This window comes from Corynebacterium sp. HMSC074A09, assembly GCF_001811545.1.
GTDB classification, from domain to species: domain Bacteria; phylum Actinomycetota; class Actinomycetes; order Mycobacteriales; family Mycobacteriaceae; genus Corynebacterium; species Corynebacterium hiratae.
Genome location: NZ_KV805155.1, coordinates 39,799 through 56,908, shown reverse-complemented (window position 1 = coordinate 56,908; position 17,110 = coordinate 39,799). Strand labels below are relative to the sequence as shown.

General features: G+C 59.2%; 12 protein-coding genes and 2 pseudogenes. 6 read left to right on the top strand and 8 right to left on the bottom strand.

Features of this window, described 5'->3' with window-relative positions; all coding sequences use genetic code 11:
* A pseudogene (locus HMPREF2807_RS09180) lies at positions 1–1,003 on the bottom strand (IS3 family transposase); the annotation flags it as partial.
* Positions 1,004–1,076: 73 nt separating this feature from the next.
* Here HMPREF2807_RS09180 and HMPREF2807_RS09170 point away from each other — a divergent pair.
* Positions 1,077–1,643, top strand: a pseudogene (locus HMPREF2807_RS09170) (transposase); the annotation flags it as partial.
* Positions 1,644–2,186: 543 nt separating this feature from the next.
* Here HMPREF2807_RS09170 and HMPREF2807_RS09165 read toward each other — a convergent pair.
* From HMPREF2807_RS09165 to HMPREF2807_RS09155, 3 genes are read right to left on the bottom strand one after another with little or no spacing between them, the layout of a single operon-like run.
* Entirely contained in the window at positions 2,187–3,008 is an 822-nt protein-coding gene (locus HMPREF2807_RS09165; RefSeq protein WP_014303356.1) for an ABC transporter permease, read from the bottom strand.
* Positions 3,001–3,762 (bottom strand): ABC transporter permease, encoded by a 762-nt coding sequence (locus tag HMPREF2807_RS09160; protein ID WP_014303357.1) that lies wholly within the window; start codon positions 3,760–3,762, stop codon positions 3,001–3,003. The genes HMPREF2807_RS09165 and HMPREF2807_RS09160 overlap by 8 nt, the downstream gene beginning before the upstream one ends.
* Complete coding sequence (locus HMPREF2807_RS09155) at positions 3,759–4,823, bottom strand: ATP-binding cassette domain-containing protein (protein WP_014303358.1); 1,065 nt, start codon at positions 4,821–4,823, stop codon at positions 3,759–3,761. Before HMPREF2807_RS09155 ends, HMPREF2807_RS09160 begins: the two co-directional genes overlap by 4 nt.
* A 411-nt stretch (positions 4,824–5,234) precedes the next feature.
* On the opposite strand from HMPREF2807_RS09155, the gene HMPREF2807_RS09150 reads away from it, so the two are divergent.
* The 5 genes from HMPREF2807_RS09150 to HMPREF2807_RS09130 all read left to right on the top strand — a co-directional run bounded on the left by HMPREF2807_RS09150 (position 5,235) and on the right by HMPREF2807_RS09130 (position 11,389).
* On the top strand, positions 5,235–5,864 hold the full coding sequence (locus HMPREF2807_RS09150) for a sugar O-acetyltransferase (protein WP_014303359.1): 630 nt from the start codon (positions 5,235–5,237) through the stop codon (positions 5,862–5,864).
* 7 nt (positions 5,865–5,871) lie between these two features.
* Positions 5,872–7,089 (top strand): glycosyltransferase, encoded by a 1,218-nt coding sequence (locus HMPREF2807_RS09145; protein WP_070512124.1) that lies wholly within the window; start codon positions 5,872–5,874, stop codon positions 7,087–7,089.
* Positions 7,086–7,871, top strand: a complete 786-nt coding sequence (locus HMPREF2807_RS09140; RefSeq protein ID WP_023018093.1) for a thioesterase II family protein — start codon at positions 7,086–7,088, stop codon at positions 7,869–7,871. Before HMPREF2807_RS09145 ends, HMPREF2807_RS09140 begins: the two co-directional genes overlap by 4 nt.
* Positions 7,872–7,964: 93 nt before the next feature.
* On the top strand, positions 7,965–9,665 hold the full coding sequence (locus HMPREF2807_RS09135) for an ABC transporter ATP-binding protein (protein WP_232751658.1): 1,701 nt from the start codon (positions 7,965–7,967) through the stop codon (positions 9,663–9,665).
* On the top strand, positions 9,665–11,389 hold the full coding sequence (locus HMPREF2807_RS09130) for an ABC transporter ATP-binding protein (RefSeq protein ID WP_014303363.1): 1,725 nt from the start codon (positions 9,665–9,667) through the stop codon (positions 11,387–11,389). Before HMPREF2807_RS09135 ends, HMPREF2807_RS09130 begins: the two co-directional genes overlap by 1 nt.
* A 3-nt stretch (positions 11,390–11,392) precedes the next feature.
* Here HMPREF2807_RS09130 and HMPREF2807_RS09125 read toward each other — a convergent pair whose 3' ends face one another.
* The 4 genes from HMPREF2807_RS09125 to HMPREF2807_RS09110 all read right to left on the bottom strand — a co-directional run bounded on the left by HMPREF2807_RS09125 (position 11,393) and on the right by HMPREF2807_RS09110 (position 17,079).
* Positions 11,393–12,871, bottom strand: coding sequence for an ABC transporter ATP-binding protein (locus HMPREF2807_RS09125; RefSeq protein ID WP_070512120.1), 1,479 nt, complete (start codon positions 12,869–12,871; stop codon positions 11,393–11,395).
* Positions 12,868–13,614, bottom strand: a complete 747-nt coding sequence (locus tag HMPREF2807_RS09120; protein ID WP_070512117.1) for an energy-coupling factor transporter transmembrane component T — start codon at positions 13,612–13,614, stop codon at positions 12,868–12,870. The genes HMPREF2807_RS09125 and HMPREF2807_RS09120 overlap by 4 nt, the downstream gene beginning before the upstream one ends.
* A complete protein-coding gene (locus tag HMPREF2807_RS09115) occupies positions 13,614–14,240 on the bottom strand; it encodes an MptD family putative ECF transporter S component (RefSeq protein ID WP_014307391.1) in 627 nt (208 codons plus the stop codon). Before HMPREF2807_RS09115 ends, HMPREF2807_RS09120 begins: the two co-directional genes overlap by 1 nt.
* 91 nt (positions 14,241–14,331) lie before the next feature.
* Positions 14,332–17,079 carry a non-ribosomal peptide synthetase gene (locus tag HMPREF2807_RS09110; RefSeq protein ID WP_255365585.1) on the bottom strand — a complete coding sequence of 916 codons (2,748 nt, stop codon included), beginning with the start codon at positions 17,077–17,079 and terminating at the stop codon, positions 14,332–14,334.
* Positions 17,080–17,110: the final 31 nt, after the last annotated feature.

Here is a 17,110-nt window from a genome sequence, read left to right as displayed (position 1 = left end):
GATTCTGCCAGGGCATTATCGGCACTCGTTCCAACCGCGCCCATGGACTGGCGCACACCTAACGACGAGCAGTAGTTCCTAAAGGCTTGTGAGGTGTACACGCTGCCGTGATCGGAATGGAAAATAGTCCCGTCAAGACTGCCGCGCACGCCGTGTGCGTGGGCTAGAGCATCGATAACTAGTGAGACCCGCATGTGGTCTGCGAGTGCATAACCTGCAAGTTTACGTGAATACGTGTCAATGACTGTGGCCAAATACATGTTCTTGCCACCCTTACAGGGCAGGTAGGTAATGTCGCCAACATAAACGCGGTTCGGCTCGTTGGCTGTGAATTTACGGCCTACTAAGTCCGGCATGACACGGTGACCAGGCTTACGCCTGGTAGTAATGCATCGACGCCGTTTGCTAAAGCCTTTTAACCCCATGGATTTCATGATGCGTGCAACTTTCTTGTGATTGATCGGGGTATACGTCGTGTCCTCCTTGAGGCTTGCGGCGATGCGTTTAGCACCATAAAGCCCGTGCTCATCATCGAAGATGGTCTTGATTCTTGCACCAATAACGGCATCAGAATACATCTTTAACCTGCGTTTTTTACGGGTGCTCACCCACTTGTAAAACGAGGAACGATTCAGCTTTAACACATCGCACATCCGCTTAACCGAGTACTCGGTTCGGTGGTCATCGACAAACTGGAAGCGGATCACCAGTGAGTCTCTTCGGCAAAATATTTCGCGGCCTTACGCAGGATGTCGCGTTCCTCGCGCAGCTTAGAGACTTCTTTTTCCAGCTGACGGATTCGCGCAGAATCATTCGCCGCTTGGGCTTGATCGTGCACGGCCTTCGTGCGGGCACGTTTGCCAGTGCCGTACTTTTTGACCCAAGAATGTAGCGAGGCACGGTTGATACCGAGCTCAGCTGATGCTGAGTTCAGCGAGAGATCCTCGTTGTTCTCATAGAGGGCTACGGCATCGCGTTTGAACTGTTCGGAGTACCTGGACATGGTGGTAGATTACCTTTCTTCCCAGCTCGACTGGGCTGGATATCAGGTGTCCACCACATGGGGGTCAGGTCCCATCGATGCCATGCTTGCTGCCATCCACGAACAGACCGTATCCATTGCCGGCGCAGAATACGCCGAACTTGGCGTAGCAATGTCCGCCACAGATGCACTAACCAAACTCGAGCATCGTAAAGAAATCGAAGCGCAGGTACTCAAGCTGATTCAGGACATTCCGCAGACCGAGATTCTTTTATCCATGCCTGGTATCGGCCCGCGTAGCGCAGCGCAGATCCTCATGACTGTTGGCGATATGTCCGACTTCCCCGATGCAGCGCACCTAGCATCCTATGCAGGGCTATCACCGCGGACGAATCAGTCAGGAACGTCTATCATGTCGAATTCGCCTAACCGGGCTGGCAACAAAAAATTAAAGAACGCCCTATGGCAATCGTCTTTTGCATCGATCAGATTCCACGAGCGTTCCCGGCAATTCTATGAACGAAAACGCAAAGAAGGCAAAAGACACAACGCCGCAGTCGTCGCACTCGCACGCCGGCGCCTCAACGTTCTCTTCGCCATGATGCGAAACGGCGAGCTCTACCGAGACATCTCCACAGTCCAGGAGGCCGCAGCAGCCTAGAACCAACAGACCCTCACCTCAAGCCGATTGCACAGCAAGCCCAATCGGCTCCTCACCGTGCCCGAAAACAACATCCACAAGGAAAAGCAGAAACCCTTCACACCCCCCCAACAAACTCACCCACGGAATTGACAAACTATATAGGAACACCTCCCTGGGCGATGGTGCAGGCGCGGAGAGCGCCGCTGTTGCCGATGCCGCGCCCAACACCGCGACGGTAGTAGAGTACCCGCTGCCGGTGCAGGAGTTTGCGGTGACCCGCTACGATTTGCCCGCCGGCACCACGGTTTCCACGCAGCTTCCCGGACCGGCCATCGCCCTGGCTACTTCTGGTGTGGTCACGGTAAACGACCTGGAGCTAGCCCCGGGCGAGGCCGCCTGGTTGCCGGTAACCGGCGGCGACACTACCCGCCTTAGCGCGGCCGCGGGTAAAGATTCGCAGCTCTTTATCGCGGCGGCGCGCCCTGCGCGGCAAGTAGCGCTACCGCGCCGCTGGGGACGCCGCCGCGCGACAAGTAGCACTGTCGCGCTAACCGGCGCTATTTACGACATGGTGGGGCGGCGGAACGCAGCTGCGGCGGCTAGCAGCACTACGGTGAGTGCTACCATCCAGGCCACGAAAGCCCAGACTGCGGTGCCGGGCTGGCCGGTGGCAAGGATTTCGGCGCTTGGCGTGCCGTCGATGGCGGCGCCGGCGCGGGCGGCGAAGGTAAGCGGATTCCACCGGGCGATGGGTTGAACCACACCAGCGAATTGCTCCACGGGCACGAGGCCGCCGTTAAGTGCCATGGCCGCCATGATGATGGGGGCCGGGCCAATGGCGGCCTCCGGGGTGGCGCACATCGCGCCCACCATGGCCGATAGCGAGGCGGCCACCACCGCGCCGAAGATGATGACTAACAGCACCCAGCCAAACCCGGCCAGCGTGTGAATACGCAGGCCAGAAGCCACGGAAGCCAGCAGCACCGCGCAGCCGGAGATAAGGCTGCGTAAGGAATCGAAACACCAGCGGCCGAAGATCTCCGGGCTGGTGCCGTAGCGCGTGGTCGCGATGCGGGTGGTGATACCGCGTTGGCGTTCCTTAATTATCTGCGCGGCGGCGGAGGTGCCATTCATCAGTTCGCTGGAAAGGATGAGCGCGATGGTAAGCGGTAACGCGTCGAGCGTGGCAGAGCCTTGCGAGGCCGCCATGAGGTCGCCAAACAGCCACCGCATGACCAGGAACATCAAAACGGGACCAGCCACGGTATTGGTAATTACCGCGCTATCGCGGCGGGCGGCGCGCAGGTGCCTTCCAAAATGCGTGGCGACAGTGGACAGCCAGGTGGTGTCGTGCGACACGGTGGCGGTGGTGTGGTTAGTCATGTTTCCTCCCCTGGAAAGCGGTGATAAAGCCCCATACGCCAACGACGGTCATGGCGATGAGCCAGCACAGTGCTTCGACTCCGCGCGCCCCCAGGGCAGCGCCACCTAGTAGGTTGCGGGCGGTGTCCAAGATGGGAGATAGCGGTACGTGCCGGATGATGGGGCCAATGCCGCCGGGCAGCGCATCCGCAGGCACGAATGCGGTGGAGAACATCACCATGACCAGCACGAGGTTTTGGAAGAGCAAGGACGCCGAGGTGGGCTTGGGGGCCAACAGGCAGGAGCCATCGATAAACGCGGAGAGGATGATGGTGAGGGCGGCGAAAAGGGCGATGGTAAGGATAATACGACCCGGTCCGGCAGCGTAGCGGGCACCGAGCAGGATCGTGGTGAGGACGACGATGCTGCACGACCACGCGGCGCGGGTGAGATCTGCCAGCAGCCGGCCGACGACCGTGGCCCAGGCGGGCGTCCCGGTGGCGCGGATGCGGTCGTGGATGCCGTTTTCGGCGTCACGCGTAATCGCCAAGGAGGAGCCCCCGGCGGCGAACACAATCGCCTGAATAACGCCGGCGGGCAGGAGGAAGGCGGCGTAATCGATGCCGAGTTCCGTCGAAGCCTTGGCGAAGGTGGCGTAAAAGATGACCATGAACAGGCTGGGTATTGCCACGGCGGAAACCATTACGGCCTTGTTGCGGACGGTGCGCAGGACATTGCGGTGCCACGAGGCAGCGACTGCTCCGAGCGCGTTCACTGGGAGCCTCCACCGGTGTGGGGAGCCTGCTGCGCGATGTCGCCGGACCCGGCGATAGCGAAGTAGACATCGTCCAAGGAGGGCGGAACCAAGGAGACGTCCGCGACCGAGGTGTCGTCGCCATCCCACAAGGCCAGCGCCCGGACTAGGGTGCGGTGGCCATCGGGCGCATCGACGCGCAATACGGTGTCCTCTTGGCGGCAGTCGATGCGGTGTTCTTGCAAGGTGTGGGTGAGGCGTGCGGCATCGTCCGGGCTAGACATCGTGATGAGGCACACCGTGGTGCCATAGCGGTCCTTGAGCTCGGCGGGGGTGCCTTCGTCGAGCACCTTGCCTCCGGCGAGCACGGCGACGCGGTCTGCGAGCTGGTCAGCTTCTTCCAGGTATTGGGTAGTAAGCAGGATCGAGGTGCCGTCGGCCGCCAGCCCGCGGACGGTATCCCACACGGAGCTGCGCGCGGCGGGGTCGAGGCCCGTGGTCGGCTCGTCGAGGAACAGCAGCGCGGGCGGGACAGTGAGGGAGGCGGCGATATCTAACCGCCGGCGCATGCCGCCCGAGTATGCCGAAACCAGGCGGTCGGCGGCGCCAACCAGATCGAAGCGCTCAAGAAGTTCCGCGGCGCGGGCCTTCGCATCGCTAGCTTTAAGCCCTGCCAGGCGGCCAAAGAAGATGAGGTTTTCCTTGCCGGTAAGCTCCTCATCCACTGCGGCGTATTGCCCGGTCAGCGCGATGGAAGCGCGCACCTTGGAAGGATCCGTGGCTAAGTTGTGGCCATCGATGATGGCGGTTCCGCCCGTGGCGGGCAGCAGCGTGGAAAGGACATTGACCAAGGTTGTCTTGCCGGCACCATTGGCGCCTAGGACGGCGAGGATGCCCCCGCGCGGAATGGCGAGGGTCACACCGCGCAGGATTTCCGTTCGCTTCTTGACTTTTCCCAGGCTACATCGCAGATCTTGGACATCAAGCACCAGGTCGCGGCCTTTTGCGTGGGCGCTGGTTGAGGGGACTGCGGTGGCGCTGGGGTCACCGCTAGCGGTTGCCGTGGTGGGGTTTTCTTTCATGATTCATCCCTGGATATACGTCAACGGTCTATTAGACGGCGCACCGATTCTCCTACCGCAGAAGGAAAACCGATTATTGCCCGCGAACGATGGATTGTGGTCCACGGAGCAAGCGCCTGGGGTAGTGCCAACTAATCCTTAGAAAATGATGTATGTCTAGCGGCACCGGGTCGTGCACAGCGCCCCGCAGGAGAGGGCTGCACAGGTCGGCTGATCGGCGGCGACGCTGCAGGTTGCTGCAAAGTTGAGCATACCATAATTAGGCATGGCATGCTTGACAATTAAGTCGAAGGCCTGTAAGCTACCAAGTGTGAGCTAAGAATCTGGGTATTCCGACTAGTCAGGGTCAAACCGCGTGGCTGACCGTAATTCGTATTGTGGCTCGCGCCTCTCAAGCGCAAAGGAGTATCCATGGATTCTCGAGAGCAAATCGAAGATAAGATTCTCTGCGGTCAGCCCTTCCGCCCTATTGAGGACCCGGATCTCTATTACGAGATGATGGAGGCGGCGGAGAAGTGTCACGATCTCAACCAGCTTCGTCCACTTCAAACAGCGGAGAAGCAGGCAGTGATGGCAGACCTGCTTGGTGAACTGGGGGAGCGCTTAATGGTTTTCCTGCCATTTCATGTCCAATATGGCTCGAAAATCAAGGTCGGAGATGGCGTGACCTTCAATCGAGGAACGACGGTACTTGATATGGCCCCGGTGACATTTGGCAATGAGGTCATGGTTGGTCCATGGTGTTCCTTCTTTGCTGGCAATCACGCCTTAGACCCCGTAGAGCGGCAATACATGGTGTGTACCGGGGGTGCGATCACCATACAAGACCATGTGTGGCTTGGTGGCAATTGCACGGTAACTGCGGGTGTCACGATTGGGCATGGTGCAGTAATTGGTGCTGGCAGTGTTGTGACAAGAGATATTCCGCCCATGGTACTCGCAGCCGGTAATCCGTGCCGAGTCATTCGTGATATTGGCCCGGAAGATAAGCTCATGGGGGAGTCTTGGGTTCCTGAGTGGCCTAGTTGGATTACGGATTGAGACGGCTGTGAAAGTTCTCGCGGTCGTCCTGGGTTCTGAGGGTGATATGCTGCCATTTGCGCACCTTGGTGTCGCACTTCGAGATCGTGGCCACCAGTTTGTTTTGGCTGGGTTTAGCGAATTCGGCGGGAGTTTTCGTGCAAACGGGGTGGACTACATCGAGTTACCCGGTGATTACCGGGCGTTAATGAAGCGCCTTTTGGGCGATAGTAAAGGCATGATGGACACTGTCTTAGGTATCCGTGAGATGATATCTGACGCCCACGTTTTCGATGTGTTAGAGCATGCCATGGATGGCGTTGACGTGGTCATGTACACCCAATTCAGTGAAGTTGCTCGGTTGTTAGGGGCTGCACGCGGAGTCCCCAGCGTTCGGGTGCAGGTTTTCCCTACCGAACCCTGCCTCCGTTACAGCCTCGTGGATCCGCGAAAACTGGACGGCTCTGTCGGAGCTCTGGTCACCCACTGGATGTCCAATACTCTGATGGCTTGGGCGATGCGCCCAGTGATAGCGGCATGGCGCCGTAGGTTGGGGCTGCGTCAGCGAGCGCTCTCCTCTCCACCAACCACGATCTACCAATTCAGTCCCGCGTTGAGTCCGCCGGCGCCGGAATGGAAAAACCACATTCACGTCACTGGCGAGTGGCTTGACCCGCACCACAGTGAACTCGCCCTAGACCCAGCAGTCGAGGAGTTTGTGGCTGCCGGCTCGGCCCCGGTTCTGGCAAGCTTTGGGAGTATGGTCTCAGATCGCGTTTATGACCTTCAACGATGGACTCGAGACGCGTGCATCGAGCATGGTCTGCGGGCGATAATCGTCGATCCCGATCATGAGCCTGGTGTGAGAGAAGGAATCCTCACCGTCGCCCGGGTCCCGTTCGCGACTGTGCTTCCGTGGTGCCGTGCAGGCATCTGCCACGGCTCACTGGGCACCACCGGGGCGATCCTGCGCGCCGGCAAGCCGTGCCTTGCGGTTGCATTCGGTGGTGACCAACACTTCCATGCCAACGCAGTTTGTCGAAACGGTGCCGGGCCGAACTATATTGACGCCCAGCGAGGCGAACTGAGTGCCCAGTCCCTGGCCGCCGGAATTGCCAATTTGGTAAGTGGAGCATACGACTCCGCAGCCCGCAGGATGCCCGAGTTGCTTGCCACAGACCCGGGTACCGTCGCAGCAGTAGAAATCGTGCTTAATCAGTCCGACCTAGCGAAAGGCGAAAAATGACAGAAATCAGCTGCGAGGGAGTCTTTCCGTTTGTGGCCGGACATCGCACTGGAACCCTCTTGTTTTGCTTCCATCACGCAGGAGGCAGCGCTTCCGTCTATCGTGGATGGGTGGGGGTCAACCCAAGCATTGACGTGGTGCCGGTGGAGCTTCCCGGAAAGGCAACCCGTCGCCGAGAGAAATGGGTAAGCGACTTTGACAAGCTCGCCGATATGTGCGCAACCGAGATAGTAGATCTGGCGGCGGGCGCGCCGATTGCGTTGTACGGCCACTCCATGGGGGCAGCGCTGGCCTACCAGGTTGCTGCCTGCCTGCAGCAGATGCATCGGCCCACTATACCGGAAGCCGTGGTGGTGGCCGCACGGCAGGCGCCCGGAGAAACCGTGCCTGGGGAATACCACTCGTCAATGGGGTTCGGTGCGCTGCGCAGGGAGTTTGAGAAGGTAGGTGGCACACCACCTGAGATCCTTGCCAATGATGATGTGATGAAGCTGCTGCTCGCTGACATTCGTCGCGATTATGTGTTACACGAGGGCTTTCACCATGCAACCACGGTGCTTCGCTCTCCTGTGCTGGCATTGGCGGGGGATAGCGACCCAGCTGTCAGCCCAGAGATGCTTTCCCGGTGGGAAAATTTTACCAGCGGTAGTTTTGAACTGAAGGTCCTGCCGGGTGGGCATTTCTTCCCGCTCGATACTGGAACCGAGTTCCTCGACCTGCTTGCCGGTTTTCTAGCGGGAATTACTGGGAACACTGCCTGGTTAGCGCGGAACAATGCGTGATTGTGACTGTTAAGTAAAGAGGCCCCGATGACCGAACAAAAACCACCCATTACATTTAGGCAAATATCTCAACCTGCCCACCGGCAGATCACGGTGTCGCTGCTATTGGCGGTGCTGGCGGCGGTTTTGTCGCTGGTGCCGGTAATCGTGCTGGTTGAGCTGGTGCGCACCGTAATGCTGTCCTTCCAGGGAGAGCCGATAGATGCGTCAAAGCTGTGGCTGCTAGTCGCGGCGCTCATGGTGGCCACCGTCCTACATGGACAGGCAACCGTGAAGAGCCTCCAGGTAAGCCACCAGGCCGACGGCCTTTTGGGCGAGCACTTACGCCAGCAGCAGATTACCAAGCTGGGTAGGCTCCCGCTGTCTTGGTTTACGCGGACACCTTCGGGGACTGTGAAAACCTACATCGAAGACGACGTCACCAAGATCCACCAGCTCATCGCCCACGCGCCGCACGATTATTCGGCCGGTGTACTCGTACCGCTATTGAGCCTGGGATACATGTTCGTGGTGGACTGGCGGATAGGCCTGCTGGGCCTGGTACCACTGCTGTTGGCAGTGGCCACCATGCCGTTTATGATGCGCGAGTTTCAAGAAAAGGCGGAGAAATTTAAGTCCAGCCAGAAGCAGCTAGACGCCGCCGTCGTAGAGTTGGTGCGCGGCATCCCGGTTATCAAGGTGTTTGTTCCGGAAGGCTACGACGAGAGCATTTTCCTTAGTCGTTCCCGGAGTTTTGGTGGGTTCTATCGCGAGTGGTTGCACGCCACCGTACACCCCACCGCTTTGATGAAGATCTTCACCTCCACCGGGTTTGGCCTGCTGGTGGTAGCCGCGGCCAGCCCGTGGCTCATCACGTCTGCGGGCGTACCAGTGGCCGATGTGCTGGCAGCGTTTTTGTTCATCAACAACATCGCCGCGCCTCTGCTTATGCTTTCGCGCACTAACATCATGTTTTCGGAGGCGAAGGCTGCCGCGGCGGATCTCACCGAGTTCTTCAACATCCCGGTATTGCCGCCCGCTGCTGGCGGCAGGGAGCCTGCAAACGCCGGAATTGAGTTGAAAGATTTAAGCTTCTCCTACGTGCCGGACACCCCGGTGCTTTCCGGCATTAACCAAAAACTTACCGCCGGCAGCATCACTGCGGTGGTGGGACCTTCCGGCTCGGGGAAGTCCACGTTAGCCGCGCTCATCCCCCGGCTATTAGACCCCACGGAGGGGTCGGTGCGCATTGGTGGCGTCCCTAGTACTGATCTCCGATCTGACCAGCTCTACCGTAGGGTAGGGTTCGTCTTCCAGGACCCTTACCTTATGCGGATGAGCGTGCGGGATAACATTCGCCTCGCTCACCCGGAGGCCACCGACGCAGACGTGGTTCGCGCCGCCCGCGCCGCCCAGATTCATGAGCGCATTACCCATCTGCCGCGCGGCTACGACTCGGTGGTGGGAGAGGACGCGCAGCTTTCCGGTGGCGAGCAGCAGCGGCTGGCTATTGCCCGGTCCATCTTGCTCGACGCGCCGATCCTCGTGTTGGATGAGGCCACCGCTTTTGCGGATCCGGACTCCGAGGCCGCGATCCAGCGGGCCATTACCGAGCTGGTGGCCGGGCGCACGCTAGTAGTTATCGCACACCGGCTCCACACGATCACCGGCGCTGACCGGATCCTCATGCTGGAAAACGGTGAGGTCACCGAAGCAGGCACTCACGAAGAGTTAGTGGCGGCAGGCAAGGGCTACGCCACGATGTGGGCACGCTACCAAACCGCGCAGGCGGGCATCCAAGGGGAGGAAAAATAATGATCCGCACGCTCTATTCACTGGGCAGTCCGGCTGATCGTCGCCGTCTGGTGCTGGTCCTTACGCTAATTGGGATTTCCGCGGTGGCGTTGGCCATTGGCCTTATCCTCATTGCACTGTTTTTGGACACGCTGTTTAGCGAAGATCCCGCGCAGGCCGCAGCATGGTTGCCCTGGATCATTATCTCCGTCCTCGTCTACGCCGCCGCAGACTGGCCCACTGAGGTTATTGCCCAGGACCTGGGGCATGATTACGTGCTGCGCATCCACCGGCTTATCGCCGATCGCACGGCACAGCTACCCCTGGGCTATTTTGAAGAAGATCGCGCCGGCCAGATCGGTGTTGTAGCCACCAGCGGTGCGCTGTTTGCCGCTAACGCGCCGGCAATGATGCTGCGGCCCATGCTGCACGGTGCTGCCTCGGCCGGTTTGGCTTGCGTGTTTCTCATCGCCGTGGACTGGCGGCTGGGGCTGGTTACCGTTGCAGTGGCTGCCGTGGTGTGGTTCGCCTATAACCGCCTAATGCGGCAGTACCGCGTGGCAGAGCGCCAGAAGGGCGAGCGCAACGAGCACGGCGCCGCGGAGGTGCTGGAGTTCGCCCAGGTGCAGCCGGTGCTGCGCATGGCTGGGCCGGATTCGCTGGGGGAGCGCGCCGTGCGCGCCTCGATTCGAGAGCAGCTTAGCGCCCAGCAGCACACCCAGAAGACAGGTGAGATGATCATGGGTCGTCTGGCTTTAATCATCATGGTCGGTACCGTGGTCATTGATGCCCTGGCCACCGTGCTACTTCTCAACCACTGGCTAGAAGCAGGCACCTACATTGGCGTCATTGTGTTGGTGTTCATCCTGGCTCGCGTTGCTATGTCGGGCATACCCTACGGCGAGGGCTTGGAATCCGCGCGCAATACCTTAGATGAGATCCAAAAGATCCTCGATGCGCGGGTGTTGCCGGAGCCTGCGGTTCCGGCGGCGCCACGCGACTATGGCATCGAGTTCGATGGGGTGGGCTTTGGCTACGAACCCAACACCCCAGTGGTCCGCGACGTGAGTTTCCGCGTGGCGCCCGGAACTACTACTGCGTTGGTGGGTCCCAGCGGCTGCGGCAAGAGCACCTTGCTAAAACTTGCGGCACGCTTCTATGACGTTGACCAGGGGACCATCCGTATCGGTGGTGTGGATATTCGCGATCTTGGCTCCCGGGCGGTGTTGGATTCGCTGGCTATGGTGTTCCAATACGTGTACCTCTTCGAGGACACACTGTATGAAAACATCCGCCTGGGCTGCCACAATGCAACGCGGGAGGAGGTGCTCCGCGCAGCGGAGTTGGCCGGTGTCACCGAGATTGCCCGGCAGCTGCCGCAGGGGTTTGACACCCTGATTAGCGAGGGCGGGCAGAATCTCTCCGGTGGTGAGCGTCAGCGTGTCTCCATCGCTCGTGCGCTACTGAAGGACGCGCGGATCGTGCTGCTTGATGAGGCGACTAGCTCTCTAGACGTGCAGAATGAGCACCTTGTGATGCGCGGTATGAAAACGCTTTCTGCCGAGCGCACCATCGTCGTCATTGCGCACCGGCTGCACACCATCCGCGACGCGGACCAGATTGTGATGATGAGTCCCTCCGGCACCGTGGAGTCTATCGGCAACCACGAGGAACTCATGGAGAGTTCCCCACGCTACCGCAGCTTCTGGGGTGAAAAGAGCGACGCCACCAGCTGGAAGCTGTAGGGACTAGCTGTCGCGGCCGCGTAGATACCGCACCGTGCGCGCCAGTGCGAGATCATCGCACGGTTCGCAGGCGGTAAGGCGGCCTTTTTCCACGCGCAGGAGAAGATCGCAGCACCGCGCCACCAGCTCCATGTCATGGGTTACTACCAAAACGGTCTTGCCCTGCCGGGCTAGGGCGTCTAGCAGGTGGGCCACCCGGTGCATGCGGCACAGGTCCAGCCCGCTGGTGGGTTCATCGAAGACGATTACCTCGCGCTCACTTAGGACTGCTGAGGCGATGGCCACGCGCTGGCGTTCGCCGCCCGAAAGCGACATCGGGTGCCGGGCCCGCTTGTCCGCGAGATCAAGTGCACCAAGCACCTCGGTAAGGCGCGCTTCGTTTTTCCCAGCCGGTCCACTGGTGCCGATGATTACGTCGGACTCCACGCTCTCCCCGAAAAGCTGGTGGTTTACGTCCTGCATTACTAAATAGGACTGGCGCAGGCGCTGCCGGGGACCCGAGAGCGAGCGGTTATTGATGTCCACCACGCCGGTGGCCTTAGATTCCAGGCCAGTCAGAACGCGCACAAAGGTAGATTTTCCGGCCCCGTTGCGTCCTACCACGCCGATGACTTGTCCTTGCGGCAACTCCGTGTGGCTGATGCTCAGGGATGGCTCTGTAGCCTTGGGGTAGGTGAACTGTAGCTTTTTGAGCACCATCGTGCCACTTGAAGGGCGTGGCTCGCGGGTCACCTCGGGGACCTGCTGCGCTGAGCGCAAGCCCATGCGGTACAGTTCGGCCTTGTCTAGGGTGCGAAACTCCGAGCCGCTGAGATCATGAGCGATCTGCCCGTCCTGCATAACCAGCACTCGGTCCACGATGTCAACTAGGTAGGAAAGCCGATGCTCAGCGATCAGGACGGTGCGGCCCTGTGTCTTCCACTGCGCGACGATGCGGCGCAGCTCATCGACGGCGGCGAGGTCGAGATTTGATGATGGTTCGTCTAGTAGTAGTACCTGTGGGTGCATCGCGGCCACTGAAGCGCATGCTATTTTTTGTTTCTGGCCGCCGGAAAGTGTGAACAGGTGCCGGTCGAGGAGATGAACCATGCCGAAATCTGCGGAAAGTTCCCCAATACGCTGTCGAATCTCGTTGGGCGCCACGCCGAGGTTTTCGCAGCCAAAGGCGAGTTCGCTGGCTACTTCCAGCGTGAAAAATTGCGACTTGGGGTTTTGGAACACTGAGCCTACGCGTTCGGCGATGTCGTGTGGGTGGGCATGAGTGATGTCTTCGTCGTCCAGCAGCACCTCCCCCGAAATCTGGGCGTCGCAGAACGTGTGCGCCACGCCGTTTATCAGGCGTAGCAGGCTGGACTTACCGCAGCCTGATTCGCCACACACTAGAACTAGTTCGCCCTTCGCCACGGTGAGATTTACGTGGTGCAGCACCGGCTCCGCTGTGTTTTGACCATAGGATAGTGACACATCGTGCAGCTTTATCACGGCAGCATCACTATATTTACCAGTAGTAGGATCAGGGACACGACGAGCACGCTTATGACTACTGCGTCGCCTACGCGGAAGCCTATCTCGCACAGCGTGGTTCGTCGGCGAGGCGAGCCCAATCCGCGGGTCACTGCAGACATAGCCAGCTCGTTGCCGATGCTCACAACGGACGCCAACAGTGGCACAAAGCGGTATTCGAGCATAGCGATCGGGTTGCGCAGGCCCGAGATGCCACGCATCTGCATGGCGGTGCGGATATCGCGGTATTCCTCGAGAATCGTCGGGAAGAACCGGAACATGATGGACGTGGGGATGGTCAGGGCGTCGGGGCTCCGCATGCGCTGCATCGCGGCCATGAATTCGCTGGCCGAGACGGTGCGTAGTAGGTACCAGCAGCACGTGATGCCAGGGAGGATGAGCGAAAGCCCTGCGAACCACGTAGCGCACACGTCCACGATGATGTGGCGCTCGGGCAGGGCCTGTACCACCACCGCAGGAAAGCCGGCGAGCACCGCGAAGGTGAGTGCGTATCGCAGTGCAGCGGCCACCATGCCGGAGGCGAGGAAAAGTGCCCCGGGAACGGCAATGAGCATCCACCGGGCGGTGCTGCCCAGCGCCCCACTGGACCCGGCCGGTGAGATGAGCACCGAGGACACCACGAGGATGACCAGCACCGTGGTGCGTGGGTCCAGATGGAGTCCCGCTGTGTGCGTGCCTGATCCGGGCAAAGTGGGCGACATCAGGCGATTCCTGCTCGCTGGAAGTGCTTGGTGAAGATGCGCCGGCCGAGGATCCCGCCGAGGATCCCGCAGACGAAGGTTACTATCACAATGATGAGGAATAGCCAAGTCATCTGGCCAATAGAGGTGAGGCCATCCGCGAAACTAGCACCATATTTGGTCTGCATGCCGCTGCTCTCTATGTAGCGCCGAGTGGTGAAGAAAAGCGGAATATATGATGCGGTGGGTGACACTGCTATAAAGGCATAGGCGATCACACTGTGTATTGCGCTCGTATACTTGCCGGCGCGCAAAATTAACTCGGCAAACACGGCCATGACCAAGCTGAGCAGCAGTGGCCATATGCCTAAACCAAGCAGCAGGCTGGCGAGGCCGCTGAGAAGAAGGAATATGAAGACCATGCCGGGCTTGTGCACCTTGGCCAAGAACAGCATCATCGGGATGCCCAGGATGAGGGCCTGAACGCTGGTGATCATCACGTAGGTGATGGGGGTGATGCCGATGAAGGCGATGACCACGCCGGCTACCAAGTTGATGACGAAGAAGATGCCGATGTTCATCAGGTCGGTGATGTTCAGCCGTCCTGCTTTTGCATCTTTCGGGGTGGTGTGGGGAGTACTGGGCATGATGTTTCCTTTCAGATTAGGCTGCTTGTGCGTAGCACTGGGTTGGGGGCAAGTGGCTTGTCAGGTGAGTGAAACAGGTGTGGCATGAACTCTAAATTTCGCCTTCTTCTACGTCGCTGCCGACGATGTCGGCGATCAGGTCGGACAATTCTCGGACCGTTGGATGGTTGAATACGTCACGTATGGAGATCTCTACTGACATTTCTCGACGAATCGAGTTAGTAAGCCGCACGGCCGTGAGCGAGTCGGCACCGATGGTGAAGAAGTCATCGTCGATGCTGATCTCCTTGGGCCCGAGGAGTTCTTGCAAGACGGTAATGATACCCGAATCTCGGTGATTACGAGAGCGTTCCCTTGTTTGTGGTTGTTCAAAGGTTTTTCCTTCTAAACTCTTGCGATCAATCTTGCCGTTCCAAGACCGTGGTAGCCCATCAATGCGTGATATCACGCGTGGACGCATATAGGCAGGGAGAGACTCGGCGAGGTGGTTATCGAGTGCTGCCATGTTAAAGCCCTCATGCGTAACAACGTAGAGAACAATGCCATGGTCGTTGACAGCGACGCAATCGCGGAGTTCGTTGAATTCTCGTGCTGTTGACTCGATCTCACCGAGTTCGATGCGGTAGCCGTTGACCTTAACCTGACCGTCCTCGCGCCCCAGGAAGATGATGTGACCAAGGTGATTGTAGAGGGCCTTGTCGCCCGTGCGGTACATTCGTTCGCCGGTGCGGGGGTGGGTGATGAATGATGCTGCGGTCTTCTCTGGGTCCTTCCAGTACCCCATGGCCAGGCCACGTCCGGCAATGTAAAGGTCTCCCGGCACATGCGTGGGTCGGGGGTTCAGGGCCTCATCGAGGATGTACATTCGCTGATTTGCCAGCGGCGTTCCATAGGGAATGCTGGTACGCGAGGCATCATCGACGCCTACCTCGTACCAGTTTGACCATATCGATGCCTCGGTAGCACCCCCAGCAGCGAAAACTGTGCAGTCCCGGAAGAGGGTGCTGACCTGGTAAGCGATATTTACAGGTATCCAATCTCCGCTGAGTAGTGCCGACCGTACGGAGGAACCAATGAGGCTCCGTTCGCGGAGGTGTTCCACGTACATCGAAAAAAGTGCTGGCACAGAGTTCCACAGCGTCACCGAGTGCGTAGTTACGGCATCTGCCCAGCACTGCGGATCACGTTTGTCTGCTGGAGATGGCAACACCAAGGTAGCACCCCGCGCGAACATCCCGAAGATGTCGTATACCGATAGATCGAAGTTTAGCTCTGAAATCCCCAATATCCGGTCGGTCGGAGTCACCCCGAGGCGTTCGTTGACATCGACAATCGTATTGACCGCCGACTCGTGGGTGATGGCTACTCCTTTGGGAGTGCCCGTCGTACCAGACGTGTAGATGACGTACGCAAGCGAGCTGGGTGTCGGACTCGATTCGCTTAAGGCCTGGTCACCTGGCCGATGCCGGGCGACATCGGCCAGAGTGATGACTGTGCAGTGCTCGGCTAACGCAGCGAAATCATCGTCCGGATGGTCCATCGCAACAATGGATGCACCCGCATCGTTGATGATGGAAGTGTTACGCCCCACCGGTTGGTCCACGCTCAGCGGCAAGTAGGCGCATCCGGCCTTCATTGCGCCTAGTACCGCTGCGATCTGTTGTGCGGACTTTTCCATCATGATGCCAACGAGATCACCAGGCGCCGGGTCAGTTGCAGCAATAAGCTGGGCCCACTTATCCGACTGCTCATTGAGTTGCTCGTATGTCCATTGCGTGGTGGCGTCTATCACCGCGAGGTTGTCACCATGCTCGGCAAGTCCCTTCTGATACAGCCCCAGTAGGCTCTTATCCGCTCCGGGGAGTTCCCGGTCTGTGTCGTTGATTCGATCTGCGGTGGGCGCGTTGGTCGTCGGAGCTATGGTACTGGTGGGCGCGTTCCAGAGTTCAGGGGACTCTGCGAGGTGCGAGAGAGTGGCTGTAAGGCTGGTGAAAAGCTCCGCCACCATGTCGTCGGGGAAGATCGCCTCGACCGCGTCCATATTCAGCATCAGGCCACCATCGTGTTCATAGACCTGGAGGTCCATCCATACCTGTGGCGTCTGCGATAGGCCATGATCGATTACGCCCAGGTAAGGACTCTGATCTGACTCGGGGTGCTCCACGACGCCCAGGCCACACGTGAAGACCACCGGCATGGTTACCCGAGCACCGCGTTGCTTAGTAAGCATTCGCTGCACCGACACGCCGGAGACACTGCCGTGATCGAGATTGCTGAACATGCGCCTGTGTAGCGCTGCAGCGCGGTCCCGGAACGATGGTGCACACTGGGTATCCACGCTGAGAATAGATAGGCTGGTGAAGTCGCCAACTATGTGGTCAACCTCGGGGGCGAACCGAGTGCGGTCGAACCGGGTCAGGTTGATGCTAAGTCGCGGCTCATCGCTGTACCTCGCTAGGACTTCGGCGTATACCTCGGCTAGGAATACGGCTTCGGTCATCCCCTCCTCACGTACCCGTTGCTTAATCCGGCGCCACTTCGCAGCGTCCACCAGGGCGTGGTGGCGGCAAAACTGCGAGGTATTAGCGCCGTTTGTGTCGGTCACCGGCAACTGCGGTGCAGGATAAATAGTATCCACTGCCGATTCCCAATAGGCTTGGTCACGCTTATGGATGTCGCTGTGTGACAGTTCAATCGTGGCTTCGACATAGTCTTTAAATGAATAGGGGATTGCCGGATCGAGACTGTCTACGCCGTGGTCGTAGGCCTGCTTCCACTCACGGAAAATGTGGAACATGCTCCAGCCGTCGATAAACAAGTTATCGAAACTTAAAAGCAGTCGACCCGCGTCGGGCTCGGCTACGTAGCGC